Consider the following 19,637-nt stretch of genomic DNA (forward strand, 5'->3'; position numbering starts at 1 on the left):
TTTGAGTAGGGTAAATAGGGATGATACTTTATAATTTTACGGTAAGTGAAATATTAATTTAAAATGATGAAGTATGATTACAGCAAATGATGCGGCCAAGGTTTTTGATACGGTGCTGAGTATCCCTGGCATGAATGAGCCGGTGAAAATGGATTTGAAAATTTCACGAAAAAATGTGCTGCTTTTAAGCCATTTGATACAGGATGGGCTGAAGATCAGGGAAGGATCTTCGGTACTATTGGAGAGCATAAGCGAGCAGGGAAGGACAGAACTGGAGAGTCTTTCGCAAGAGTGCCTTCAGAAAGCGGGGCTTGTAGAGCTGCATGAAAAACTTGCCGGAATCAGCGCTTCGATAAAAGGCTGATTTCAAAAACAATTACAATGATGTAATGCCTGCGCAATTCTTACAAAGTGCAGGCATTTATTTTTTATGCCAGATAAAATGTAAAACTGCCTGATTTTCAAAGTTTTTGGCTTGATTTTTAAAGTGTCTATAGGAATTATCTCATTTAAATTTGTAATGCATAATAAAAAGATTCACCTCTAAAAAGTAAGCTTAATACAAAATATTTGAGAAATGAATTCAATTGGCCCCATAAAGAAGAATATTATTTTAACCATATCCTATCTGTATATATTATTGTTTGTTTATGCGGCAATAAGCAAGCTGCTGGATTTTGAAAGTTTTAAAGTGCAGATTGGGCAGTCTCCCATGCTTAGCATATATGCAGATTGGATTTCTCCTGCAGTAATCGTCATAGAACTTCTTATCGCTCTGATGCTTTTGAACCGACGGACAAAAATGACAGCGTTATTCTTTTCTCTGGGATTAATGACGATGTTTACGGCATATATTTTTATACTGCTCCATTACAGTTCTTTTGTGCCTTGTTCCTGTGGCGGCGTGCTTGAGAAAATGAGCTGGAATACACATCTTATATTTAATATAGCCTTTGTTTCGCTTGCTGCATTGGCTATTATATTAAACGCCAAACCAGCAGATAGCAATAATGCTGGAAAAAGAAATCTCACAACCATTAAAGCAATTTTGGGAACTATTATGGGAGGTATTTTTACGGTAGTGATTTTGTTTCTTTCATCAGAAAAAGTAATGTACTATGATAACCCATTTATAAGACGCTACCCGCAGCATCCTGCTGAATTTAAAAAGAAAATAAATCTGGGATACAATTCATTTTATATAGCTGGTGAATCAGACGGCAGAATATATCTGGCAAATTACGATTACCCTTCATACATACAGTCTTATAGTGCATTGCTTATTGACAAAAAAGAAGAAAAAATATTAATGGATCCAAAGAAAATCCCATTTAAGATGATAACGACAAAAATCCAAAGTCCTTATTTCTATCTGACGGACGGCAGCGTTCCGATCGTTTTAAGAGGAGATTTAAAAAATTGGAAAGTGGATAGAGAATTAAAGGGCAGTCCATACTTTACAATTGCGCAGCCAGTAGATTCCACTAGCGTCGCAGTCAGATCCAACAGCTCAAATAATATGCAGAATATGCTTGGGATTTTTGACCAGTACACTGTTCCAAAAGCTAAGTTTAACAGAACGTTACTTCAAAAACAGGTAGACGGTATATTTGATACTGACGGTGTACTGCTTTATTCTGCAGTAAGCAAAAAAATGGTGTACGTACACCGCTATCGCAATGAATTAATTATTGCTGATCAAAAAGGCAATCTCATTCGCCGCGGTCATACTATCGACACCATATCTAAAGTAAAAATGAAGGTGTCCAAATTAAAGGAAGGGAAAAGATATGCCATGTCTACACCATCTTATGTAGTAAATGAAAATGCTGCAATGTCAGGAAATCTATTGTTTGTAAATTCAAAAGTGAAGGGAAAATATGAAAGGGATAAGCTTTGGGAGACCTGCTTTATTATTGATGTTTATGATATAGAGCGGAATACGTATCTGCTGAGTTTTCCAGTTTTTCATACTGCTTCAAAACAGCTTCGTTCAATAATGGTAAATGGGAAGTATTTATATGCCATAATTGGAACTGATCTAGTGGTTTACGAGTTAAAGAGCAAGCAGATTAAAAAATATAAGTCAACGAATTAAAAATATACTGATCAGTATCAGGAACGAAGATCGAACACCTGTAGATAAAAGTAGATCCTATATAAATTAAAAATTAGAAATCATGAAAAAGTTATTTTTGAAAAACATGATGCCGGCAGCTGTTATTGCTTTGGCATTGGGTGGGGCTTTTGCTACAACTTCCATGCAGAGTGCCCCAAAAGACGAGGCCTTCAAATGGGGATACTTCCCTAGTGCAACTGCAGGCTGTAGTAATGTAAGAATTGAATGTGATGACACGCCGACTCCAAACCTTTGCCGTGTGGACGACAACAGTCCTATCGCATACGATTTGGACACAAACTGCGTGCAGCCGCTGTACAAACAAAATCCGTAATATGGATTTAGAATCTGCATTTTTAAATGGCAATGCAGTTCCATTTTGGAACTGCATTGTTTTTATTATTGTGATTAAAGCGGTGAAGGAACAGTAATCCATTCGCTTTTTTTATCCTTTAAAAAATGATCGAACCATTCTAATGTCCTTACTGAAAGATCTTTCTGTTTTTCTTGATTTATAATGCCATGCCCTTCGTCAGGATATAAAAGTATCATGCTTTTTTTACCTGCACGACGCATCGCAAGATGAAATTCCATACTCTGGTGAGTATCCACCTGATAGTCATTTTTACCGCTCCAGAGAAGCACTGGGGTCTGCACATTCTGAACAAAATTGATAGGCGAATTATCGTAATATGCTTTGGGTATTTCATAAGGCGTGCCGCCCATATTCCATTCTTCATTATGGAACCGCCACATATCTGGTCTGCCATTGCCTTTATTTATAGTATAATAGAAGGAGACGAGATCTGTAATGGCACCGCTTGCTATAGCCGCCGCAAATAATTCAGTCTGTGTTATTATGAACGAAGATTCGTAACCGCCGAAAGAATGGCCCATGAGTCCGATCCTTTTTTCATCTACAATGCCAGATTGCACAACCTTTTTTACTGCGCTAATGACGCAGTCAGCCGCAGAAATTCCAGGATTTTGAAATTGCAATCTGATATCAGGCTGCAATACAAAATAGCCTTCAGATGTAAATACAGACGGATTAAATCCACCTTCCACAAAATAAGTTGGATTTTGATATTTATGAAGTTCATATGACTTTCGCTCATAGATATTGACAATCATTGGATATTTTTTCAAAGGATTGTAAGCTGCGGGATAATACAGGGCTCCCTTTAGTTTTATTCCTTTTGAATTTTGATATTCGATGAGCTGTGATCTGCCCCAGAAAAATTGATCCTGCTGGGGATTACTTTTAAAATAGTATTTTGAAGGTGATGAAGTACCTGCAATTGCCAATCTTGGAGACATGTCAAATTTCTGTTCGCGAAAGAATATATATTTCTTCCCTTCGCTATAAATTATCTGGTCGCATAAAGCATCTTTGTAAATAATGGAATTTTCTCCAACTTTTTTACTCCAGATATAAAATCCTGTTTTTTCATCGTTTCCCCTTGCGCTCAAAACTAAATCCTTATCTAGGTTAAAATTATCCTGTATCAGTCCATCAAATAAATGATTAAATCGAGATTTATCATGCGAATTTGCAATTCTAAATTTAATGCCCGATTCCCTTCCTCTAGTAAGTTTTTTAAAAGAATTTCCGTCAGGACTTACTGCCCAGAGATCAAACTGGTCATACAGCAGTATTTCCGTATCATTTTGGGTCCATCCTGGACTGCCACATACAGATTCAGGCACCAGTGACTGCTCTTTGGCAGTGAACTTAATGCCGATTTTAGCGGTGATATTTTTATGAATTCCAGTACTAAAATTATAAGTCCACCAGTCTCCATCTTTAAAATAAGCAAAGTATTTACCTGCAGGTGATGCAATAAAACTATGAGGCTCAGGTGTGATGTTCTTAAGGAATAATTTTTTCTCAAAATTCTGCAGATCCATTACGTAAAAATCTCTTGGCGCTGTGTATTTGAACTGAGGCTCATAATCTGCTGGATTTGATAAAACAGCATATCTCATATCACCGCTTAAAATTAGATCAGGAAGATCAGATGATGTGATGTATAAAGCTTTATTTATAACTGGAGTCCAGACTGCAACTCTTCCTTTTTTTACTCTGTCTGCATTCTGCTGCTGAATATAAGTTCTTTTATCAGCTGAACCCCACAGCTCAACATTTTTTGATTCATTTTTGTCTGATTGCGGATTAAAAGAAAAAGTAGAGAAAAACAGCTGCTGCAGATCGTCCGATATTATAATTGGACTTTCTGAGTCAAATGCTGTATCTGCATTAATAATCAAATTACTGTCAGGCATGAATTTAAAAGCGTGAAGTTTTTTTTCAGATGCAATAAAATGATAAATAGCTTGAGGATGCTGCGGATCATTTCCTGTCGTAAAAGCTAGTGAGCGTCCATTTTTCTGCCAGCTGAGGTTGGAGAAAGGAAGAGCGCCTTCAGCAACTTCAAAAGTTTTGTCTTTCTGCAAGTTGGCAATTGAAATGGCACTTTTGCCTTTTGAAAATGTGCTGTATGCCAGCATACCCTTTTCTTTATTAAGTGAGAACTGGTCAATATTGGTGATTTGCCTTTCCTTTCCAGTCTTTAATGATCGGATTGTAAGTGTGCGGTTTTTATTTTCGAAGGTAGATAGAATAACGAGCTTTTCGTTTTTTTCATAATAGTTAAAATTACTTATTTCTTTAATGATTTCTTTTCTGCCATTTGAAAGGTCTAGTATGATCAGATCTTTTCCAGTCTGGCAGAAAAACATCCCGCCAGAAGAGAAAATGCTGTTTTTGGCAGCAGGAAAATTGAAGGTTTTAAGACTGGAGACATTTCGCACCAACAACGTATCTGAGCCATTTTTGTATCTCATTCTAAAGCTTGCCCATTTCTGGTCAGGCGATATATTTTCTAGTTCAACATTACCCCACTGCGCATAAGAATCAGGTGTCAGATTCTTTTTTTGCACCACCTGTCCCCATAAGGGACAGGCTACTAACGGCAAAATAAATAATAAAACTAAAAAAGGTAAAAACAATGCCCTGAAGGCATATAATCTTTGATAAAAATATCTTGTAAGCATAAGTTTTGTAATTAGTATCCCGGATTCTGCGGTTTTAGATTAGGATTTGCATTAATTTCTGCCTCGGGAATTGGAAAAAACTGGTCGGTGGCATTCCATCCGGCCTTTATATTTACAAGCGAGGTGTTAAGCTTTCCATTTCTTTTGAGGTCAAAAAAACGGTGGCCGTATTCTGTGAAAAGTTCATGTTTTCTTTCTTCAAGAACGGCATCGAGTATTTCGCTCTGTGTCTGTGCCTGGGTATCTGGCAGGCCTGCTCTTTTTCGGATTTTGTTCAGGTCCTCTTTGGCTCCGATAAGATCTCCCTGCATAACCCTTGCTTCAGATCGTACTAAAAACTGTTCGGAAAGCCGAAGCACCACTGTGTATTCCTTCGAGACTGATGTATCAAAATTTTCTTTATATTTATAAGGATGGTGCCAGGTTCCCGATGCATCCTTAACTTCTTTTGTCCAATACGTTCGGCGAAGGTCGCCGTCCGTAAATGAATTGTACAGGCTGCTGCTCATCCAGACAAACTGCGGTGGGCCTGCGGTAAATATAAAATAGGCGCCATCAGCGGTGTTTTTGCCGGCTGTGCCGGAATGAAGCTGCCATAATGTTTCTTTAGAGTTTAAGAGAAATGCAGAGTTTATATTTTCGACGGCATACAGGCTATGATTATTTATCACTGCTGATGCTGCATTTGAGGCTTCAGGAAATTTCCCGCTAAAGAGATAGATTCTGGACAGAAGCGCCTTTGCAGCATACTTATTTGGACGAATGCGAGGTGCGGCTATATAGGATTCAGGAAGCAGATCTGAGGCAGTTTCCAGATCAGAGATAATTTCTGCATACATCTGTTCAGGAGCCATTTTTGAAATTTTACTATTTGTTTTGTAATCCGTACCCGAAACATACGGTACGCTTCCAAAAATGTTCAATAAATAAAAATGCTCCAGAGAACGAATAAAAAGTGCTTCGCCGGTCAGCTGGTTTCTTTGGGCCTGCGTCAGCGACAAACTGTGTTCGCAACCGCTGATAATTGAATTGGCGGCATAAATCTGATTATAAGCAGAATTCCAATAGTCCGCGACTATAGTATTGGTAGGAAGGAGTGCATTAGCGTAAAAGCTGAAACTTGGATTTGATACACTCTCATTGCTTATCATCTCATCGGAATAGCAGGCAAGATGATTTGATATTCCAATGCCATCACCTGTTAGCATTCCCCTGTCTCTTATTTTTGAATAAATATCGGTAAGAGCCGCTTCGGCAGTGTTATAATTTTCAAAAACAGATTCTGTGGTTAATTGTGATTTTGGCAGATCTACTTCCACAAAAGAATCGCAGGAAACAGCGACTAGCAGAATCATAAATATTAAAGATCGGGATGCAAATAAAAATTTTGTTTTCATAACCGGATATTAAAAAGTTAATTGAATTCCTGCCGTAATTACTTTTAGCGGAGGAAGGTAGCCATAGGTTGTAAATTCAGGATCACCGTCATCATATCTGGTAAAAGTCAGCAGATTTTGTCCCTGAAGCATTATCGTGCATTGCGTATCATTAAGGCTCAAAGGGAGTTTATAAGAAAGGGCAATGTTTTTAAGTCTTATAAAGGAAGCGTCGGTAATAGAGGCAGTGCTCTGGTTGAACAGGCTGTTTGCGGTTACTGCCGAACTGTTAAATCCTGCTGTATAGATCTGATATGGACCAGTATCCCCCTGCGAAGACCAGCTATCCAAAAGCCTGACATGTTTGTTGGACATTGTTCCAGCTGACGACATGGAATAGGCTTTGCTGTCCTTGCTTACAAACTGGAAGAGGAAATCCAGCGACACACCCTTATAAGCCAGCCTGTTTTGAAGGCCACCGTAAAATTTAGGATTCAAATCTGCAATTATCTGCCTATCCTCAGCAGCTGTCAAAAGCCCATCCTTATTGAGGTCTTCAAACTGATAGATTCCCGTCTGTGGGTTGACTCCATTAAATTTGTATAACAGCTGTATATTAAGCGGCTGACCGACCCTGTACTGCTGGCTGTAGGTTGAACTAGCAAGATTAGGAAAAGAAAGGAGTTTATTTTTAGCAACAGTTAAATTAAAGCTGGTGGTCCAGTTAAAATTTCCGCTGTTAAAATTGACGGTTCTCAATGTAAATTCAAATCCCCTGTTTTGTACGACCGCATCCAGATTGGCCTGCATGGATGAAAAACCGGTTGTTCCGGGAAGCGGAATGCCGACCAACTGATTGGAAGATTTGTTCTGATACCATTCCACGGTTGTGAAAATGCGGTCTTTGAAGAAACCTAATTCAAGCGCGGCTTCCAGTTTTTTATTTGTCTCCCATCCAAAATCGGAGTTAAAGAGCCTTGTCGGCGATAGGCCGGAAATTCCGTTATATAATACACCATTGACAGAATAAGTGTCGAAAAACTGATAATCGCCAATTTGATCATTCCCGGTGGTACCATAACTGCCTCGTATTTTTCCAAAACTAAGGTACCTCGAATTCTGGAGAAATTTTTCGTTAGAAAACAGCCACGCAAATCCCAATGCCCCGAAATTCGCAAACTGGTTGCCTGGTCCAAATCTGCTTGAACCGTCGCGTCTAGCGGTAAGGTTTGCGATATATTTCTGTTGATAGTTAAAGTTAATTCGTCCAAAGAAAGCCTGATATTTATACACTGTTTCCTCATCCAGCAGTACCCTTACCGTTTTCGCTGCTGCCAAGTTGTATATAAGGCTGTTGGAAGTGAAGCCCGATCCAAAATTGGATATTTTTGTACCGCGCTGGCTTTGAAAAGTAGAACCAACAAGTACATCAATTTTAGCATTCTTCAGCTGCTTAATCCAGTTTATCTGCGGTTCTACAATCCATGAAGATCTATTTACATCATTCGTGAAAATAGAAGATTGTGAAGGTCCGACATTAAATGCGGGATTATATATAGTGGATGGAACAATTCTAGTTTCGGTATTGTCAAGATAAGTGAATCCGAAGTTTCCTTTGACTGAAAGCTCTCCTATTAGAGCATAAGAAAGAACCGCATTTCCTGTAAGATCATTAACAGCAGATTCTGCTTTTGTGTTTAGATTTCTAAGCGGGTTCTGCCAAGTATTGTTCTCCCAGTTAAGATTTCCGTCCGTCGTATAAAGGGCGGGAGCATTTGGAGGAAGATTTCTGGCATCGCTTGTAAAATCGTAAGAAGGCAGGTTGTTATCCTGTGAATTGAATCCCGCAGAGAAGTTAAGTGAAAACTTTTCATCTTCGGATTTGTGGTTCAAACTAAAATTGCTTCCGCCCTTTTTATATCGAAACTGACCCGGAAAAACGGTTGTTTCTGTATGATAAGAGCCATTTAATAGAAATTGGGTATTGTTTGTACCGCCTGACACTGATGCCTGCAAATCATTGATCAATGAAGTACCTCCTATAAGTTCTTTCTGCCAGTCAGTATAACGGTTCTGGTCCCAAATGCCGTTAATGTCGTAATCTGTAGCACCGTATGCAGTTCTGCCATCATTTATAAAGGCCTGCCTGCGAACAGCCAAGTACTGATCGGTATTCATAAGGTTAAGAAATTTAGTTACCCTGCCGGTTCCTGTGGAAGCAGAAACATTAAATTTTGTTTTTCCTGCTTTTCCTTTTCTGGTGGTAATCAATACCACACCATTTGCTCCTCTTGAACCGTATATAGATGTTGCATCAGCATCCTTGAGCACTTCAATGCTTTCGATCGCATCAGGATTAATGCTGTTGATAGGGCTCACCAATGTAGGAAATGTGGTTCCCGTATAAGAAGAACCGATGGGATCTGAAGAGATTGGCACACCGTCAATAATATAAAGCGGTGAATTAGCATCGGATCTAAGACTGTTCTGTCCCCGTATTTTTATATCAAAACCTCCGCCAGGCACGCCTGTAGTCTGTGTGATACTTACTCCTGCCATACGGCCCTGCATTGTGGCCAGCACATTAGTCACGGGCTGGGTTTCAATATCTTTCGAGGTAATTCGGGCAATGCTCCCTGTTCGGTCACTTTCTTTTACGGAATAATAACCAGCATTCACCCGAACCTCCTGCAGCGTGGTTGTATCGTAGAGAAGTTTAACATCGACAATTTTTCTTCCACTGATAGGAATATAAGAAGTTTTAAACCCTATAAAAGATACAATTAAAGTATCGGATGGTGATGCCGTAATTGAATACTGTCCACTGTAATCTGAAATTGCAGCGGAATTCACTTTATTCTTAATGGCTATCGTTACACCCGGCAGAGGACTTGAGCCATCGGTTACTGTTCCGTTGACCTGAAATTGCTGAGGTGTAAATTTGAAATGCCGTTTTGAGCTGGCGGCATGAGTTGACGAAAAAGCTAAGGTAATGCCCATAAAAATTAGGCAATAAAGAGCTCTTCCATCCTTGTAAAATGAAAAATAATTCATAATATTGGGATTGGTTAGTTAAATATGATTTGATTAGCTATCGGTCCTCTATGGTTGTTTGGCGACGAAGTAGAGGGCCATTTTGTGTTTTTAATACAGCACTGAAATTGACTAATTCAAAATAAAGAATAAGGAAGTGCATGTTTTAACTGTCAGTAATTCTTTTTAATTCATATGCACATAGATTTATTGGTTAGATAATAACTAATTACGAGACTATTAAAAAGAATGAAGTATGCTATGAATGAAAGTGAGGAAGCAATTCCTAAAAAAGAGGCGTGGGGTGTTCTCACTTTATTACACTAGAAGGATTTACTGGACTACCTTGCGCGCATAAGTGAGCCCACGCCATTTATGGCGTGAGCATTTACACTTATCTTCTTGCGCGCGGTTGAAAAAGTGTCCAGTTTTTTCTAGTGCAAGATTCAAAGCGAATGCTTCAAATATTTTATATGAAGAATCGCAAAATTACATTTTTACATGTAAGATGTTGTGACAAATATAACAAAATAACTTATTCGACGCAAATTTGTATCGAATAAAGTGATCTTTTTTCTCAAATTTTACTTTATGAGAAAATACAATGATGTAGAATTACATTTATTAAATATTCAAATTGGATGCGTGCTCAGATTAGCCAGGTTAAAGAAAAAGTTATCTCAGCATAATCTTGCTATACTATTAGGTTATAATTCAACCTTGATTGGTAGGGTTGAACGATTTGAAAATGTAAGTAGTTGGGATAAAATATTTTCAATCAGCCAACATCTAAATATTGATTTTTGTACTTTGTTTATTTTGAAAAATAAAGATGATCTAATTTCAATTGTTGATGAATCGTTTGAGTTGGAAGAAAAGTTGACTGAAGAGAAAACACATTATTACAATTTTTTAAAAAAGACGATTATCAGTAAGTTTGACTTATTAGACAAACATTAATGTTAATGATTTTTTTTAATAAAATTCTATGAAAGATGCTTAGGCATCTTTTTTTATGCTTAATAAAATTTAAAACAGGTATTTATACGGTGGCCTTTTCATTTTTAAATGGATTATTTTGCTTGATAGATTATGGAAAGCCGTAAAATAAAACAAAAGCGGCTTTGTATGTTTGAGTATTAAAATTTTTACCATGGCAAAGCCAAATAAAATAGAACTTATTTAAGCAATTTTATTACTTAAACAAGTAACTTGTGAGACACTTTGGAAATACTAAATTAAAATAAAATGAATTTTTACATCGAAAAATCTAAAGAAATAGTAGAAAAAACCAACGTATCAATTTCCGATATTTTAAAATTGGAAGACCGCCAGGACCAAGATATTTATCTAAATCTTTTCAAATTTTGCTATGAGAATTTAAAAGTAAATGGTCGTAAATTCGGTATTGAACCTTCTTTTTTTTTCTTTTATGACAAAGAGAATCATGTAAATGCGGGTGCTACATGTAATAACGGAAACTACATAATTTACATCTCAAGTGCACTTGTACAAAAACTAAACGCTAGATTAAATGTCGAAAGAACAATTTTTGAAAATGAAAGGCTAAGTAACTATTTAGAGTTATCAAAAAAGATATCAGTTTCCTTAGAAAACTTAATGTTTCAAAGCTCTATTCTTTTTACTTATTATCATGAACTAGCACATTTAATTCAAAAAAAAGAAGGGAACTTTTCATTAAATGAAATTTCTGAAAATCTACCGTTTTTTATTCCTGAAAAACATCTTTTAGAATACGATGCTGATTTGAATGGCTGTCAATTTGTTTTGTTTCACATAATGGAATATTTTGAAGAATTAGATAATCAAAATAAAAATTCAGAAAATTTAAAAAACTTACTTTCATTAGGTCTATCATCAATATTAATTACTTTTCTCCTTTTCTTTAATAGAGAATTTGATGAAAATGACAAATATGTTGACGAGTTCTATCTAGACCAAAAAACACATCCACATACAATAATTAGAATTTCATATCTCATTCAGCATTTTCAAGGTGTAGCTCAAGAAAACGGGATTAATATTAATATTGCAGAATTATTAAAGGAGACATTTTTAATTAGTGAAATTTTCTTCAATTCAAATTCATTTGTCAAAAACTGTTTTGACATACTTAATGAGAACCTAAACGAAATCAATTATTATACAAATCTATTGTTCGATGAAGCAAATAAATTGGATTATTTAGTAATGCAAAAACACAATTTTTTTAATGAATAAAAAGTGATCGCACAAAAGCTACTAAAACGGAATTGGACAATTGGTTTAATGTAAAGTTGGCTTTCAGTGTGGAGGATATGGCGAATCCGAAAATATGGCAGAATTAAGTCTAAACCCGCTGTAGTACGACGATTTTAGGCGATATTTTAATGGAAAAATCGAATAATCAGGAATCAAACGAAATATTATAACATAGAATCAATAAAATCACAATATGAATAATAAAGGCTCTGAATGGAAAAAATGGAACTTACATGTACATACAAAAGGAACAAATAAAAATGATCAATTTACATCAGCTACTCTAGATGTATTCTTTGATACATTCTTCAAATCTGCTTATTATAATCAAATAGAGGCAATTGGTATTACTGATTATTTCTCAATTGATAGGTACAAAGACGCTTTAAAATATATTTCGCAAATAGATACTAGAATTGATAAAGATAATGGAACCAAAATATTTACAGAGCCTGAGATTGAGTTTATCAAAAACATCTTTTTATTTCCAAATGTTGAATTAAGAATGTTGCCAGCAACTGACAGAGGAAGATTGATAAACATACATTGTTTATTTAATCCTGACTATGTTGAACATCTCGAAAATGACTTTTTTGGCCATATTGAAAATCAAGATGGAAAAAAAATGAATCGTCATGGATTAATTAATTATGGTCAGAGTTTAGATTCAACACTTTCAACAGATGATTTAAAATATAAAAAAGGAGTTGACAATTTTGTAATTGACTTAAAAACATTAAAAAATGTTTTAGCCAAAAATAAGGATTTTCAAAATAATTGCATTTTGGTAGTAAGTAATTCAAATAATGACGGTGCTTCTGCCGTACAAAAACATTATGATTTATTTGAAAATGAAGAAGGTTCATTAGATGGATTGAGAAGTTCAATTTATAAAATATCACATTCTATTTTTTCTACAAATCCTAAAGATATCAAATATTTTTTGGGAAAAAGATTAGAAACAACTGACGGTTATAATGATGAAATCTATAAAAAAGAAGTTAATGAGGTAATTGAAAAAAGAGGTTCCTTAAAATCTTGTCTTGTAGGTTGTGATTCGCATACAGAATCAACTCTTTTTAATCGATATACTTGGATAAAAGGTAAATTAAATTTTGAAGGTTTACGCCAAATATGCTTTGAGCCAGAACAAAGGGTTAAAATTCAAAATTCCAAGCCTGATTTTAAAGAAGATAAAGTAATAATTGATAAGGTTAAATTTTTATCCGCTTCAAAAGCTTTCAGTGATAAGGAAATTCATTTAAATCAAAATTTAAATGTTATTATTGGTGGAAAGTCATCAGGTAAATCAATACTTCTTTATTCAATTGCAAAAACTTTGTTACCTGATCAATCTGTTTTATTAAATGATAATGATGAAGAAAAATACGATCTAAAATCAGTAGTTTCTGATTTTAATTTTGAGATTACTTCCATGGCAGGAATTTCACAAAAAATGTATAGAGATTCGAATGAAAACTCAATAATTCCAGATATTAAGTACATTCCTCAAAACTATTTAGTTAAACTAGCAGAACCAGACTTAAACAAAAAAGGAAAACCTTTAAATAAATTAGTTAGAGATTTAATTAATGAGGAAATAGATTCGAAAAGTAAATATGATAGTTTTATTAAAAATGTCAAGCAAATTGATAAAGACAGGGAGATATTAATTGAGAAATACTTTGAATTAATTGATGATACTAATATACTTGAAATTGATTTAAAGACTAAATCCAATAAAGAAGTATTAGAAACTAATATATCTACAAATACGAAAAAAGTTGAAGAACTTAATACAGAAGCAGGATTAACGCCTGATGAAATAGAAAAATATAAGGTGGTTCAAGAAAGACAAATCTTGAATGAACAAAAAAGGTCTGATTATAAAGCTGATTATTTCCTCGCTAAAACTACCATTAATGAAATAAAACAAGTAGTTGATAATTTACATGATAGTAAGGAAATTTTGTTAAATAGTTTTAAATTAGAATCTGTAAAGCAGAATTACAATGAAAAGTTAAATTCTATTAATTTACTGAGAGAAGTAATTAATGGATTAGTTGAAGAGCTGAAAATCGAATCAAGAGAAGATGATATTAAATATTTCGTTCACGATAACATATTCAAAAGTGAAAGTGAAACAATTGATTCTGAAACCAAAATAATAAATGCAGAATTAGTCCCATTCAAAAGAAACGATGAAATTCAAAAACAGATAGAAATTTTAAATGAATCCATTGCAAATGATAAAAAATTTCTTTTAGAAATTGAAACTCTGAATAAGCAAATTGCAGAGAAAAAAGTATCGATTCAAAAATGCCACGAAGACATTTTTGAATTATATGACAAATGTTATTTAGAATACACTCAGATAATTGATGAATTAAAAGAAAGAACTACTGAACTTGAAAAAGATGGATTAAAGATAGTAGGAATTGCTCAATTTAATTTTTCTAAATTATATAAGAACATGTACGATATCAGTGACGGAAGAAAAGCTTCTTATAATTCCTATACTGAAATTCTTAATCAAAAGAAAAAAGCGACTGCAAGCTTTCATTATGAGATAATCAAAAAAGAAATTGAAAAAATTTTCAACGATATCATGAGTGAAAATTATGCTATTTTACCAAGAATTGATAAGAAAAATTCAATCAAAGTTCTTTTAGAAGATTACTTCTTTGATTATTGGAAAATAACATACAAAAATGACAAACTTGGAGAAATGTCAACAGGAAAGGCAAGTTTTGTTATTCTAATGTTAATAATCGGTTTAAGCAAATCTAAATCTCCGATCTTAATCGATCAACCAGAAGATAATTTAGATAATAGGTCTATAACAAGAGATTTGGTTAACTATTTAAAAAATAAGAAACTAGAACGACAAATAATTGTAGTAACCCACAATGCAAACATTGTAGTTAATTCCGATGCGGAAAATGTTATAGTTGCAAATCAAAAAGGTCAAAATGATTCGGAGTCAACTAGTGAATTTCTTTTCGATTATATTAATGGTGCAATTGAAGATACATTTCCAATAAACGAAACAGAAAAAGATTTACTTATATCTATGGGTATAAGAGAACATATTGCAGAAATTGTGGAAGGAGGTAAAGATGCTTTTATGCTTCGAGAAAAAAAATATCGATTCGAAAAAAATCTCTCCTAAGACACGCTAAAAGCAAATTGGACATTAGGCTTAATTTCAAGTTGCCTTTGTAGTAGGAAGATTCGGCAAATCCAAATAATGAGCTTAATTTAGTCCCATACCTGTAATTGTAACTGTAAAGTGATGAGCAAGCTTATCACAAAATCAAGAATCTAAAACAATTTTATAAATGATAAAGGTATATTTAGATTGGAATGTAATGGCTCAGATCAAGAATAATCAACATAATGAGCTGAGAGAAGTGTTTTTAGAAAATGATAAATTTTTTCTGCCTTATTCTACTTCACATATTGGAGATCTTTTATCAGGTTTAAAAGAAAATGAGACAATAAACGATTATATCAATTCGGATTTAGAATTTATTGGCAAATTAACTAAAAACAATTGTCTAATAAATACAGGAGCAGATATAGTTTTAGATCTCTATCAACCGCATGAATTATTTAAAGAAAGAGCTGAGGAAAGAAATTTATTTAAGGATTTGAGTATTGATGGACTTGAAAAATTATTTGCAGAAGATGATGCAACTAAAGGAATTAGCTCCATCTTTTCAGAACTAATTAAAGCAATGCCCTTAGACAGTGCATTTAAAGAAGCTTTAAAAAATCCAGAAAGCGCAGAACAATTAGAAAAAATTTTCCCGGGATTAACTAATAATCCAACAATGGAAGGTTTTTTCAAAAGCTTCAGTGATATGAATATAGGATTAAATGAAGGTGAAAATTATAAAGAATTACGGCAAATAGTTCAATCTGGAGTGGGAATTAATAGAGATAGTATTTTTAACACTGAAAATCCGTTAAAACTGATTGAGGATAAATATTCCAAATTAAATATTGATCAAAAGAAATATATTAATAATTCTAAGAATGCCCCTGATTGGTTTAATGAAATCTCAAATGAATATTTATTATTAGATATTCATGGTTATCAAGAAGACAACGTTAATGTAAAAAAAGGCAGAAAAGAAACTTTTAAAAATACAACGGAAGATGCTTTTCATGCCGCTTTTGCTTCGACATGCAATTTTTATGTCGTAAATGACAACAAATCTTACAATAAAACAAAACGAATATATGAGAAATTAGGAATAAATACATTTGTTTTTAAGCCTGCTGAATTTTTAAACTTTTACAATAAATATCTAAATATTAATGACATTGGTTTTAATTTATCATACCCTTTGAGACTTTTGATAGATGGTGAATATTACGAAGAAAAAACAGAAAATGATAAATGGAAAACATATTATTTCCCATATTTTTTATTTGATTTTTTTAATAAAATGACCGTAGTCACATCAAATAACAAAAGCGAAGATCCTATAATCGTACTTGGGCAAATTAATTCAAAGCATTATAAAATTTATTCTATGGAAATAAAACGTTTAGTTAATAAAATAAGTGAATTACTTGGAACGGACATAGAAAATATTGGAGAGATTAATTTTGATGAATTCCAGAAAGAAAAATGGATTGGAAGAAAATGGAAATTAAAAAATATTAGCTTTAGACTACAGAGACTTAATGGACATTTTCAATTTTATATTGATTTATGAAAGATTAAGTAGTTATGCATTCATAAACTTTTACAAAAAGCCCTTCAGATTCTGAAAGGCTAATTTAGTAAAAGTAAGAATGAATTTATTTTTTAGATTCTTCAATAGAAACTTTTCTAAACTCTTTTAAAAGTTTTTCAATTTCAAGTGATGATTTTCTTGCTCTAGCTCCGGCAGCTTTAACTCCTTTTTCAGCTAAAGCTTCAGATTCTGTTTTAAATGTTTCAATTTCAGCGTTGATTTTTGCAACTAGGTCTTTCATTATACAATTTTTTTAAATTAATCGGGCAAAAGTAAAATTTTGCCTTAAATGAAAACGGTATTATTATAAAAATATTTTCATGAATTCTCTTTTTTCAATTCCTTAAGGAAATAACTGAACGAAATTCCTGTTTTTGAGTGGAATGCATTAGTAAACCGGGGAGTGGAAGTAAAACCGGCTTCCTCCGCCAGTGAGCCTATGGAGTAATTTCTATGCATGCTTGAGTTTTGGAGCAGTTCTACCAGATAATCGATTTTTAGGTCATTGATATAATCAGCAAAACGCTTGCCGCTGCGATGGTATATCACTTTTGAGAGGTATTTGCTGTTAGTATTAAACCGCACAGTTAAAGTGGCTAGTGTTGCCTCTTTGTGCAGGAATTTTTTGTCCCTTTCAAATTTTTCTAGGTGTCTTATTATCTGCTGTACAGTCTCCTGCGAAATATCGGTTATTTCGAATTTATCGGTTGCCTGATTCTGTAAGCTGCTCTGTTCATTTTTTTTCAGAAGCAGATCAAATTTGATCTTATTGCGCTTTTTAGTTTCAAAATGGTTATAGGTCCCGTAAATGACAGCGGAGAACAGAACGACAACGACGCTGATCAAAATGACATCATAATATTTCGCTTTTACAAGCTGCTGCTGTATTTTTTCTTTTTCAAGCAGAATTTCCTTCGTGTCATATTCCTTGTGAATTTTGCCCATTAGGTACTTATTGGTATCTGTTAATATAGAATCTGCTTTTAAAAGCTGGTCTATATAATACAACTGGGATTTCAGGTTATTTTCTTTCTTGTAATATTTAATCATTAATTCAAAAACTTCTCTTAAATCCGGACGAATGTAACCTTTCTCAATAAATACTTTTTCCACCTTTTTAAAGTAAGGAACTGCTTTTGCCTGACGCTGTAGTTTCCAGTAGTTTTTTCCAATGTAAAAATTGGCGATTGATTCATTTGCAAATTCTGTCATGCTATTTAACTGCGGCATGACTTCCTGAAGCAATTGAATCGAAGTATGATAATTATTTAGAAAGAACTGGTTGATTCCTTCGGAGTGCTTAAAAAATAATTCCATTTCTGGTATATTAAGCCGTTCACATTCTTTAATTCCAAATGCATTAGTTTCAGAGCATTTCCTGTAATCTCCAATCTTATTGTAACAAACACTAAGTGAATGCAGTGAATTTAAATAGGGGCGGGGCTGATTTTTTTTAAAATATTCAATGCATCCATTAAAAAGAGAAATAGCCTCATCATAGAAGCCGAGATAATATTTAATCTGAGCAATATGATATTTGGTTTTGTACATTAGGTAATCATTTTCGGTTTTGGAAATGCTTTCATTTGCTTTAATATAATAATCATAGGCTTTTACATAGTTTTTCTGGCTGTAATAGACTATTCCTTTGGATAGCTGAGCAGATCCAATCAGTTCAGGACTTCTTGACTTTACAGCTGTCTGCACCATGCTGTCTGCGTATTTTAAACGGAGAGTCATAGGTGATTGATGCAGAATATTTTGATATGCATTAACTAACTCTTCATGATTCTTTTCCCTTCGGGCTTTTCTTAAATAGGCATATAAATATGGAGATGCTTTCAGACTGTCATTTTTGTATTGATAAATTTTATCATCCAGATATCCATAACTTTTAAAAATAAGGGAATCAGGAATTCTGTTCGGAGTATTCTGGGCAGTTAAAGATTTAATTAGAAATAGAAGCAGCAGTACCGATAAATTACATTTCATAATATATAGAAATTTTGAGTTTATGCTCTGATGAAAGCATAAATCAGATTAATAAAAAAAAAATGTAGAAGTCGCTATAGAGCAACTTTCAAAAATAATGTAATTATTTGAATTTCAATATTTAATGTAAGAAAAATACATTATTGATTTCATGGAAATCGATAGTGGATTTTCCGAAAATCCACATACATGCACTTGATTTATGATTTTTTGCAATTTAGATTTGCCTTGAATTCAACAGCAAAAGATTCAGTAAAGTACTGAGCAAAAGTTCTGCTGGCCCGGGTAAAATGGACTGAGACAAGTTCTCAATTAACCAAACCATTTTACATTATGAAAAATTTATTATTAACTGGTTTAATTATTTTATTAGGTTCATGTTCAAATGACGATTTTGACAATTCTGATTTAAGATTGGTTTCCAGCCAAGCAATCAGCAAAGAGAAAACTGCAGATTTTAAAAATGGGTCTGCTTTAGAGGAAAACTTTAAGGAAGTTCAGGCGGGAGATTACGTACTTCTAGTTCCTGCCCAATTAAAAGAAAAGATCATTTCAGTATTAAAAGCCCAACATGGGCTAAATGAACTAAAGACTTTTGAGAAAAGCACTTCTGATTTAGATACAATTTCTTCTGCGGAGGATCCTTTCTCAGCATTATTTATAATTGTTGATGAAAGTACACTGGGATCATCATTGAAACTTGATCTGAAGGGGTATATAGTCAATCTCGGAAATCTTCGCGGCCAGCAGTACCACATCGTGGATGATTTTATAATTCAATACGAGATTTCAAAAAGACAGGATTCAACACTTCTAACAGATGAAAAGGAATCCATTTTATCTATTTCCTCAATTTCGGAAGCAGTTTTATTTAGTGAAAAGGACAGAAAGGACAGAGATTGGGAGACATCCACCACCAGTAGGAGTATCGGACATTAATGATGTAACGACGTGATTGAAGTTGAATCACTTCCTGCTTTAATATAGTTGATTAATAATTTTCTAATCTATCTGATTTATGAAAAAGAGAGCTTTGTTTTATATTTT

General features: G+C 33.9%; 13 protein-coding genes. 8 read left to right on the plus strand and 5 right to left on the minus strand.

From position 1 onward, the window contains the following. The first annotated feature begins 73 nt into the window (after positions 1-73). The 3 genes from G3A47_RS19695 to G3A47_RS19705 all read left to right on the plus strand — a co-directional run bounded on the left by G3A47_RS19695 (position 74) and on the right by G3A47_RS19705 (position 2,453). Positions 74-364 (plus strand): hypothetical protein, encoded by a 291-nt coding sequence (locus G3A47_RS19695; RefSeq protein WP_166925519.1) that lies wholly within the window; start codon positions 74-76, stop codon positions 362-364. A gap of 213 nt (positions 365-577) precedes the next feature. Beyond that, positions 578-2,098 (plus strand): MauE/DoxX family redox-associated membrane protein, encoded by a 1,521-nt coding sequence (locus G3A47_RS19700; protein ID WP_166925521.1) that lies wholly within the window; start codon positions 578-580, stop codon positions 2,096-2,098. An 82-nt stretch (positions 2,099-2,180) separates the two neighbouring features. After that, a complete protein-coding gene (locus tag G3A47_RS19705) occupies positions 2,181-2,453 on the plus strand; it encodes a DUF6520 family protein (RefSeq protein ID WP_166925523.1) in 273 nt (90 codons plus the stop codon). Positions 2,454-2,527: 74 nt separating this feature from the next. Here G3A47_RS19705 and G3A47_RS19710 read toward each other — a convergent pair whose 3' ends face one another. From G3A47_RS19710 to G3A47_RS19720, 3 genes are read right to left on the minus strand one after another with little or no spacing between them, the layout of a single operon-like run. Next, positions 2,528-5,176 (minus strand): alpha/beta hydrolase family protein, encoded by a 2,649-nt coding sequence (locus tag G3A47_RS19710; RefSeq protein WP_166925525.1) that lies wholly within the window; start codon positions 5,174-5,176, stop codon positions 2,528-2,530. An 11-nt stretch (positions 5,177-5,187) separates the two neighbouring features. Further along, a complete protein-coding gene (locus G3A47_RS19715) occupies positions 5,188-6,573 on the minus strand; it encodes a RagB/SusD family nutrient uptake outer membrane protein (protein WP_243860522.1) in 1,386 nt (461 codons plus the stop codon). Positions 6,574-6,582: 9 nt separating this feature from the next. Continuing rightward, positions 6,583-9,552, minus strand: a complete 2,970-nt coding sequence (locus tag G3A47_RS19720) for a SusC/RagA family TonB-linked outer membrane protein (RefSeq protein ID WP_243860523.1) — start codon at positions 9,550-9,552, stop codon at positions 6,583-6,585. Positions 9,553-10,176: 624 nt separating this feature from the next. On the opposite strand from G3A47_RS19720, the gene G3A47_RS19725 reads away from it, so the two are divergent. The 4 genes from G3A47_RS19725 to G3A47_RS19740 all read left to right on the plus strand — a co-directional run bounded on the left by G3A47_RS19725 (position 10,177) and on the right by G3A47_RS19740 (position 16,577). Then, positions 10,177-10,545: a helix-turn-helix domain-containing protein gene (locus G3A47_RS19725; RefSeq protein WP_166925529.1), complete on the plus strand. Its 369-nt coding sequence runs from the start codon at positions 10,177-10,179 to the stop codon at positions 10,543-10,545. Positions 10,546-10,833: 288 nt separating this feature from the next. Continuing rightward, a complete protein-coding gene (locus tag G3A47_RS19730; RefSeq protein WP_166925530.1) occupies positions 10,834-11,826 on the plus strand; it encodes a hypothetical protein in 993 nt (330 codons plus the stop codon). Between the two features lie 214 nt (positions 11,827-12,040). After that, entirely contained in the window at positions 12,041-15,019 is a 2,979-nt protein-coding gene (locus G3A47_RS19735) for a TrlF family AAA-like ATPase (protein WP_166925532.1), read from the plus strand. Between the two features lie 169 nt (positions 15,020-15,188). Continuing rightward, on the plus strand, positions 15,189-16,577 hold the full coding sequence (locus tag G3A47_RS19740) for a hypothetical protein (protein WP_166925534.1): 1,389 nt from the start codon (positions 15,189-15,191) through the stop codon (positions 16,575-16,577). A gap of 85 nt (positions 16,578-16,662) precedes the next feature. Here G3A47_RS19740 and G3A47_RS19745 read toward each other — a convergent pair whose 3' ends face one another. Then, entirely contained in the window at positions 16,663-16,839 is a 177-nt protein-coding gene (locus tag G3A47_RS19745; RefSeq protein ID WP_035628595.1) for a histone H1, read from the minus strand. A 77-nt stretch (positions 16,840-16,916) separates the two neighbouring features. Continuing rightward, complete coding sequence (locus G3A47_RS19750) at positions 16,917-18,590, minus strand: AraC family transcriptional regulator (RefSeq protein WP_166925536.1); 1,674 nt, start codon at positions 18,588-18,590, stop codon at positions 16,917-16,919. A gap of 333 nt (positions 18,591-18,923) precedes the next feature. Between G3A47_RS19750 and G3A47_RS19755 the strand changes: the two genes are divergently transcribed. After that, positions 18,924-19,529 carry a hypothetical protein gene (locus tag G3A47_RS19755; protein ID WP_166925538.1) on the plus strand — a complete coding sequence of 202 codons (606 nt, stop codon included), beginning with the start codon at positions 18,924-18,926 and terminating at the stop codon, positions 19,527-19,529. Positions 19,530-19,637: the final 108 nt, after the last annotated feature.

Origin of the sequence: Flavobacterium poyangense (assembly GCF_011751075.1) — a bacterium.
Taxonomy (GTDB): domain Bacteria; phylum Bacteroidota; class Bacteroidia; order Flavobacteriales; family Flavobacteriaceae; genus Flavobacterium; species Flavobacterium poyangense.

What these genes read in the sequence shown, in the direction of transcription:
- G3A47_RS19695 (WP_166925519.1), top strand. Translation starts at nt 74, where the DNA reads ATGATTACAGCAAATGATGCGGCCAAGGTTTTTGATACGGTGCTGAGT.
- G3A47_RS19700 (WP_166925521.1), top strand. Translation starts at nt 578, where the DNA reads ATGAATTCAATTGGCCCCATAAAGAAGAATATTATTTTAACCATATCC.
- G3A47_RS19705 (WP_166925523.1), top strand. Translation starts at nt 2,181, where the DNA reads ATGAAAAAGTTATTTTTGAAAAACATGATGCCGGCAGCTGTTATTGCT.
- G3A47_RS19710 (WP_166925525.1), bottom strand. Translation starts at nt 5,176, where the DNA reads ATGCTTACAAGATATTTTTATCAAAGATTATATGCCTTCAGGGCATTG.
- G3A47_RS19715 (WP_243860522.1), bottom strand. Translation starts at nt 6,573, where the DNA reads ATGAAAACAAAATTTTTATTTGCATCCCGATCTTTAATATTTATGATT.
- G3A47_RS19720 (WP_243860523.1), bottom strand. Translation starts at nt 9,552, where the DNA reads ATGGGCATTACCTTAGCTTTTTCGTCAACTCATGCCGCCAGCTCAAAA.
- G3A47_RS19725 (WP_166925529.1), top strand. Translation starts at nt 10,177, where the DNA reads ATGAGAAAATACAATGATGTAGAATTACATTTATTAAATATTCAAATT.
- G3A47_RS19730 (WP_166925530.1), top strand. Translation starts at nt 10,834, where the DNA reads ATGAATTTTTACATCGAAAAATCTAAAGAAATAGTAGAAAAAACCAAC.
- G3A47_RS19735 (WP_166925532.1), top strand. Translation starts at nt 12,041, where the DNA reads ATGAATAATAAAGGCTCTGAATGGAAAAAATGGAACTTACATGTACAT.
- G3A47_RS19740 (WP_166925534.1), top strand. Translation starts at nt 15,189, where the DNA reads ATGATAAAGGTATATTTAGATTGGAATGTAATGGCTCAGATCAAGAAT.
- G3A47_RS19745 (WP_035628595.1), bottom strand. Translation starts at nt 16,839, where the DNA reads ATGAAAGACCTAGTTGCAAAAATCAACGCTGAAATTGAAACATTTAAA.
- G3A47_RS19750 (WP_166925536.1), bottom strand. Translation starts at nt 18,590, where the DNA reads ATGAAATGTAATTTATCGGTACTGCTGCTTCTATTTCTAATTAAATCT.
- G3A47_RS19755 (WP_166925538.1), top strand. Translation starts at nt 18,924, where the DNA reads ATGAAAAATTTATTATTAACTGGTTTAATTATTTTATTAGGTTCATGT.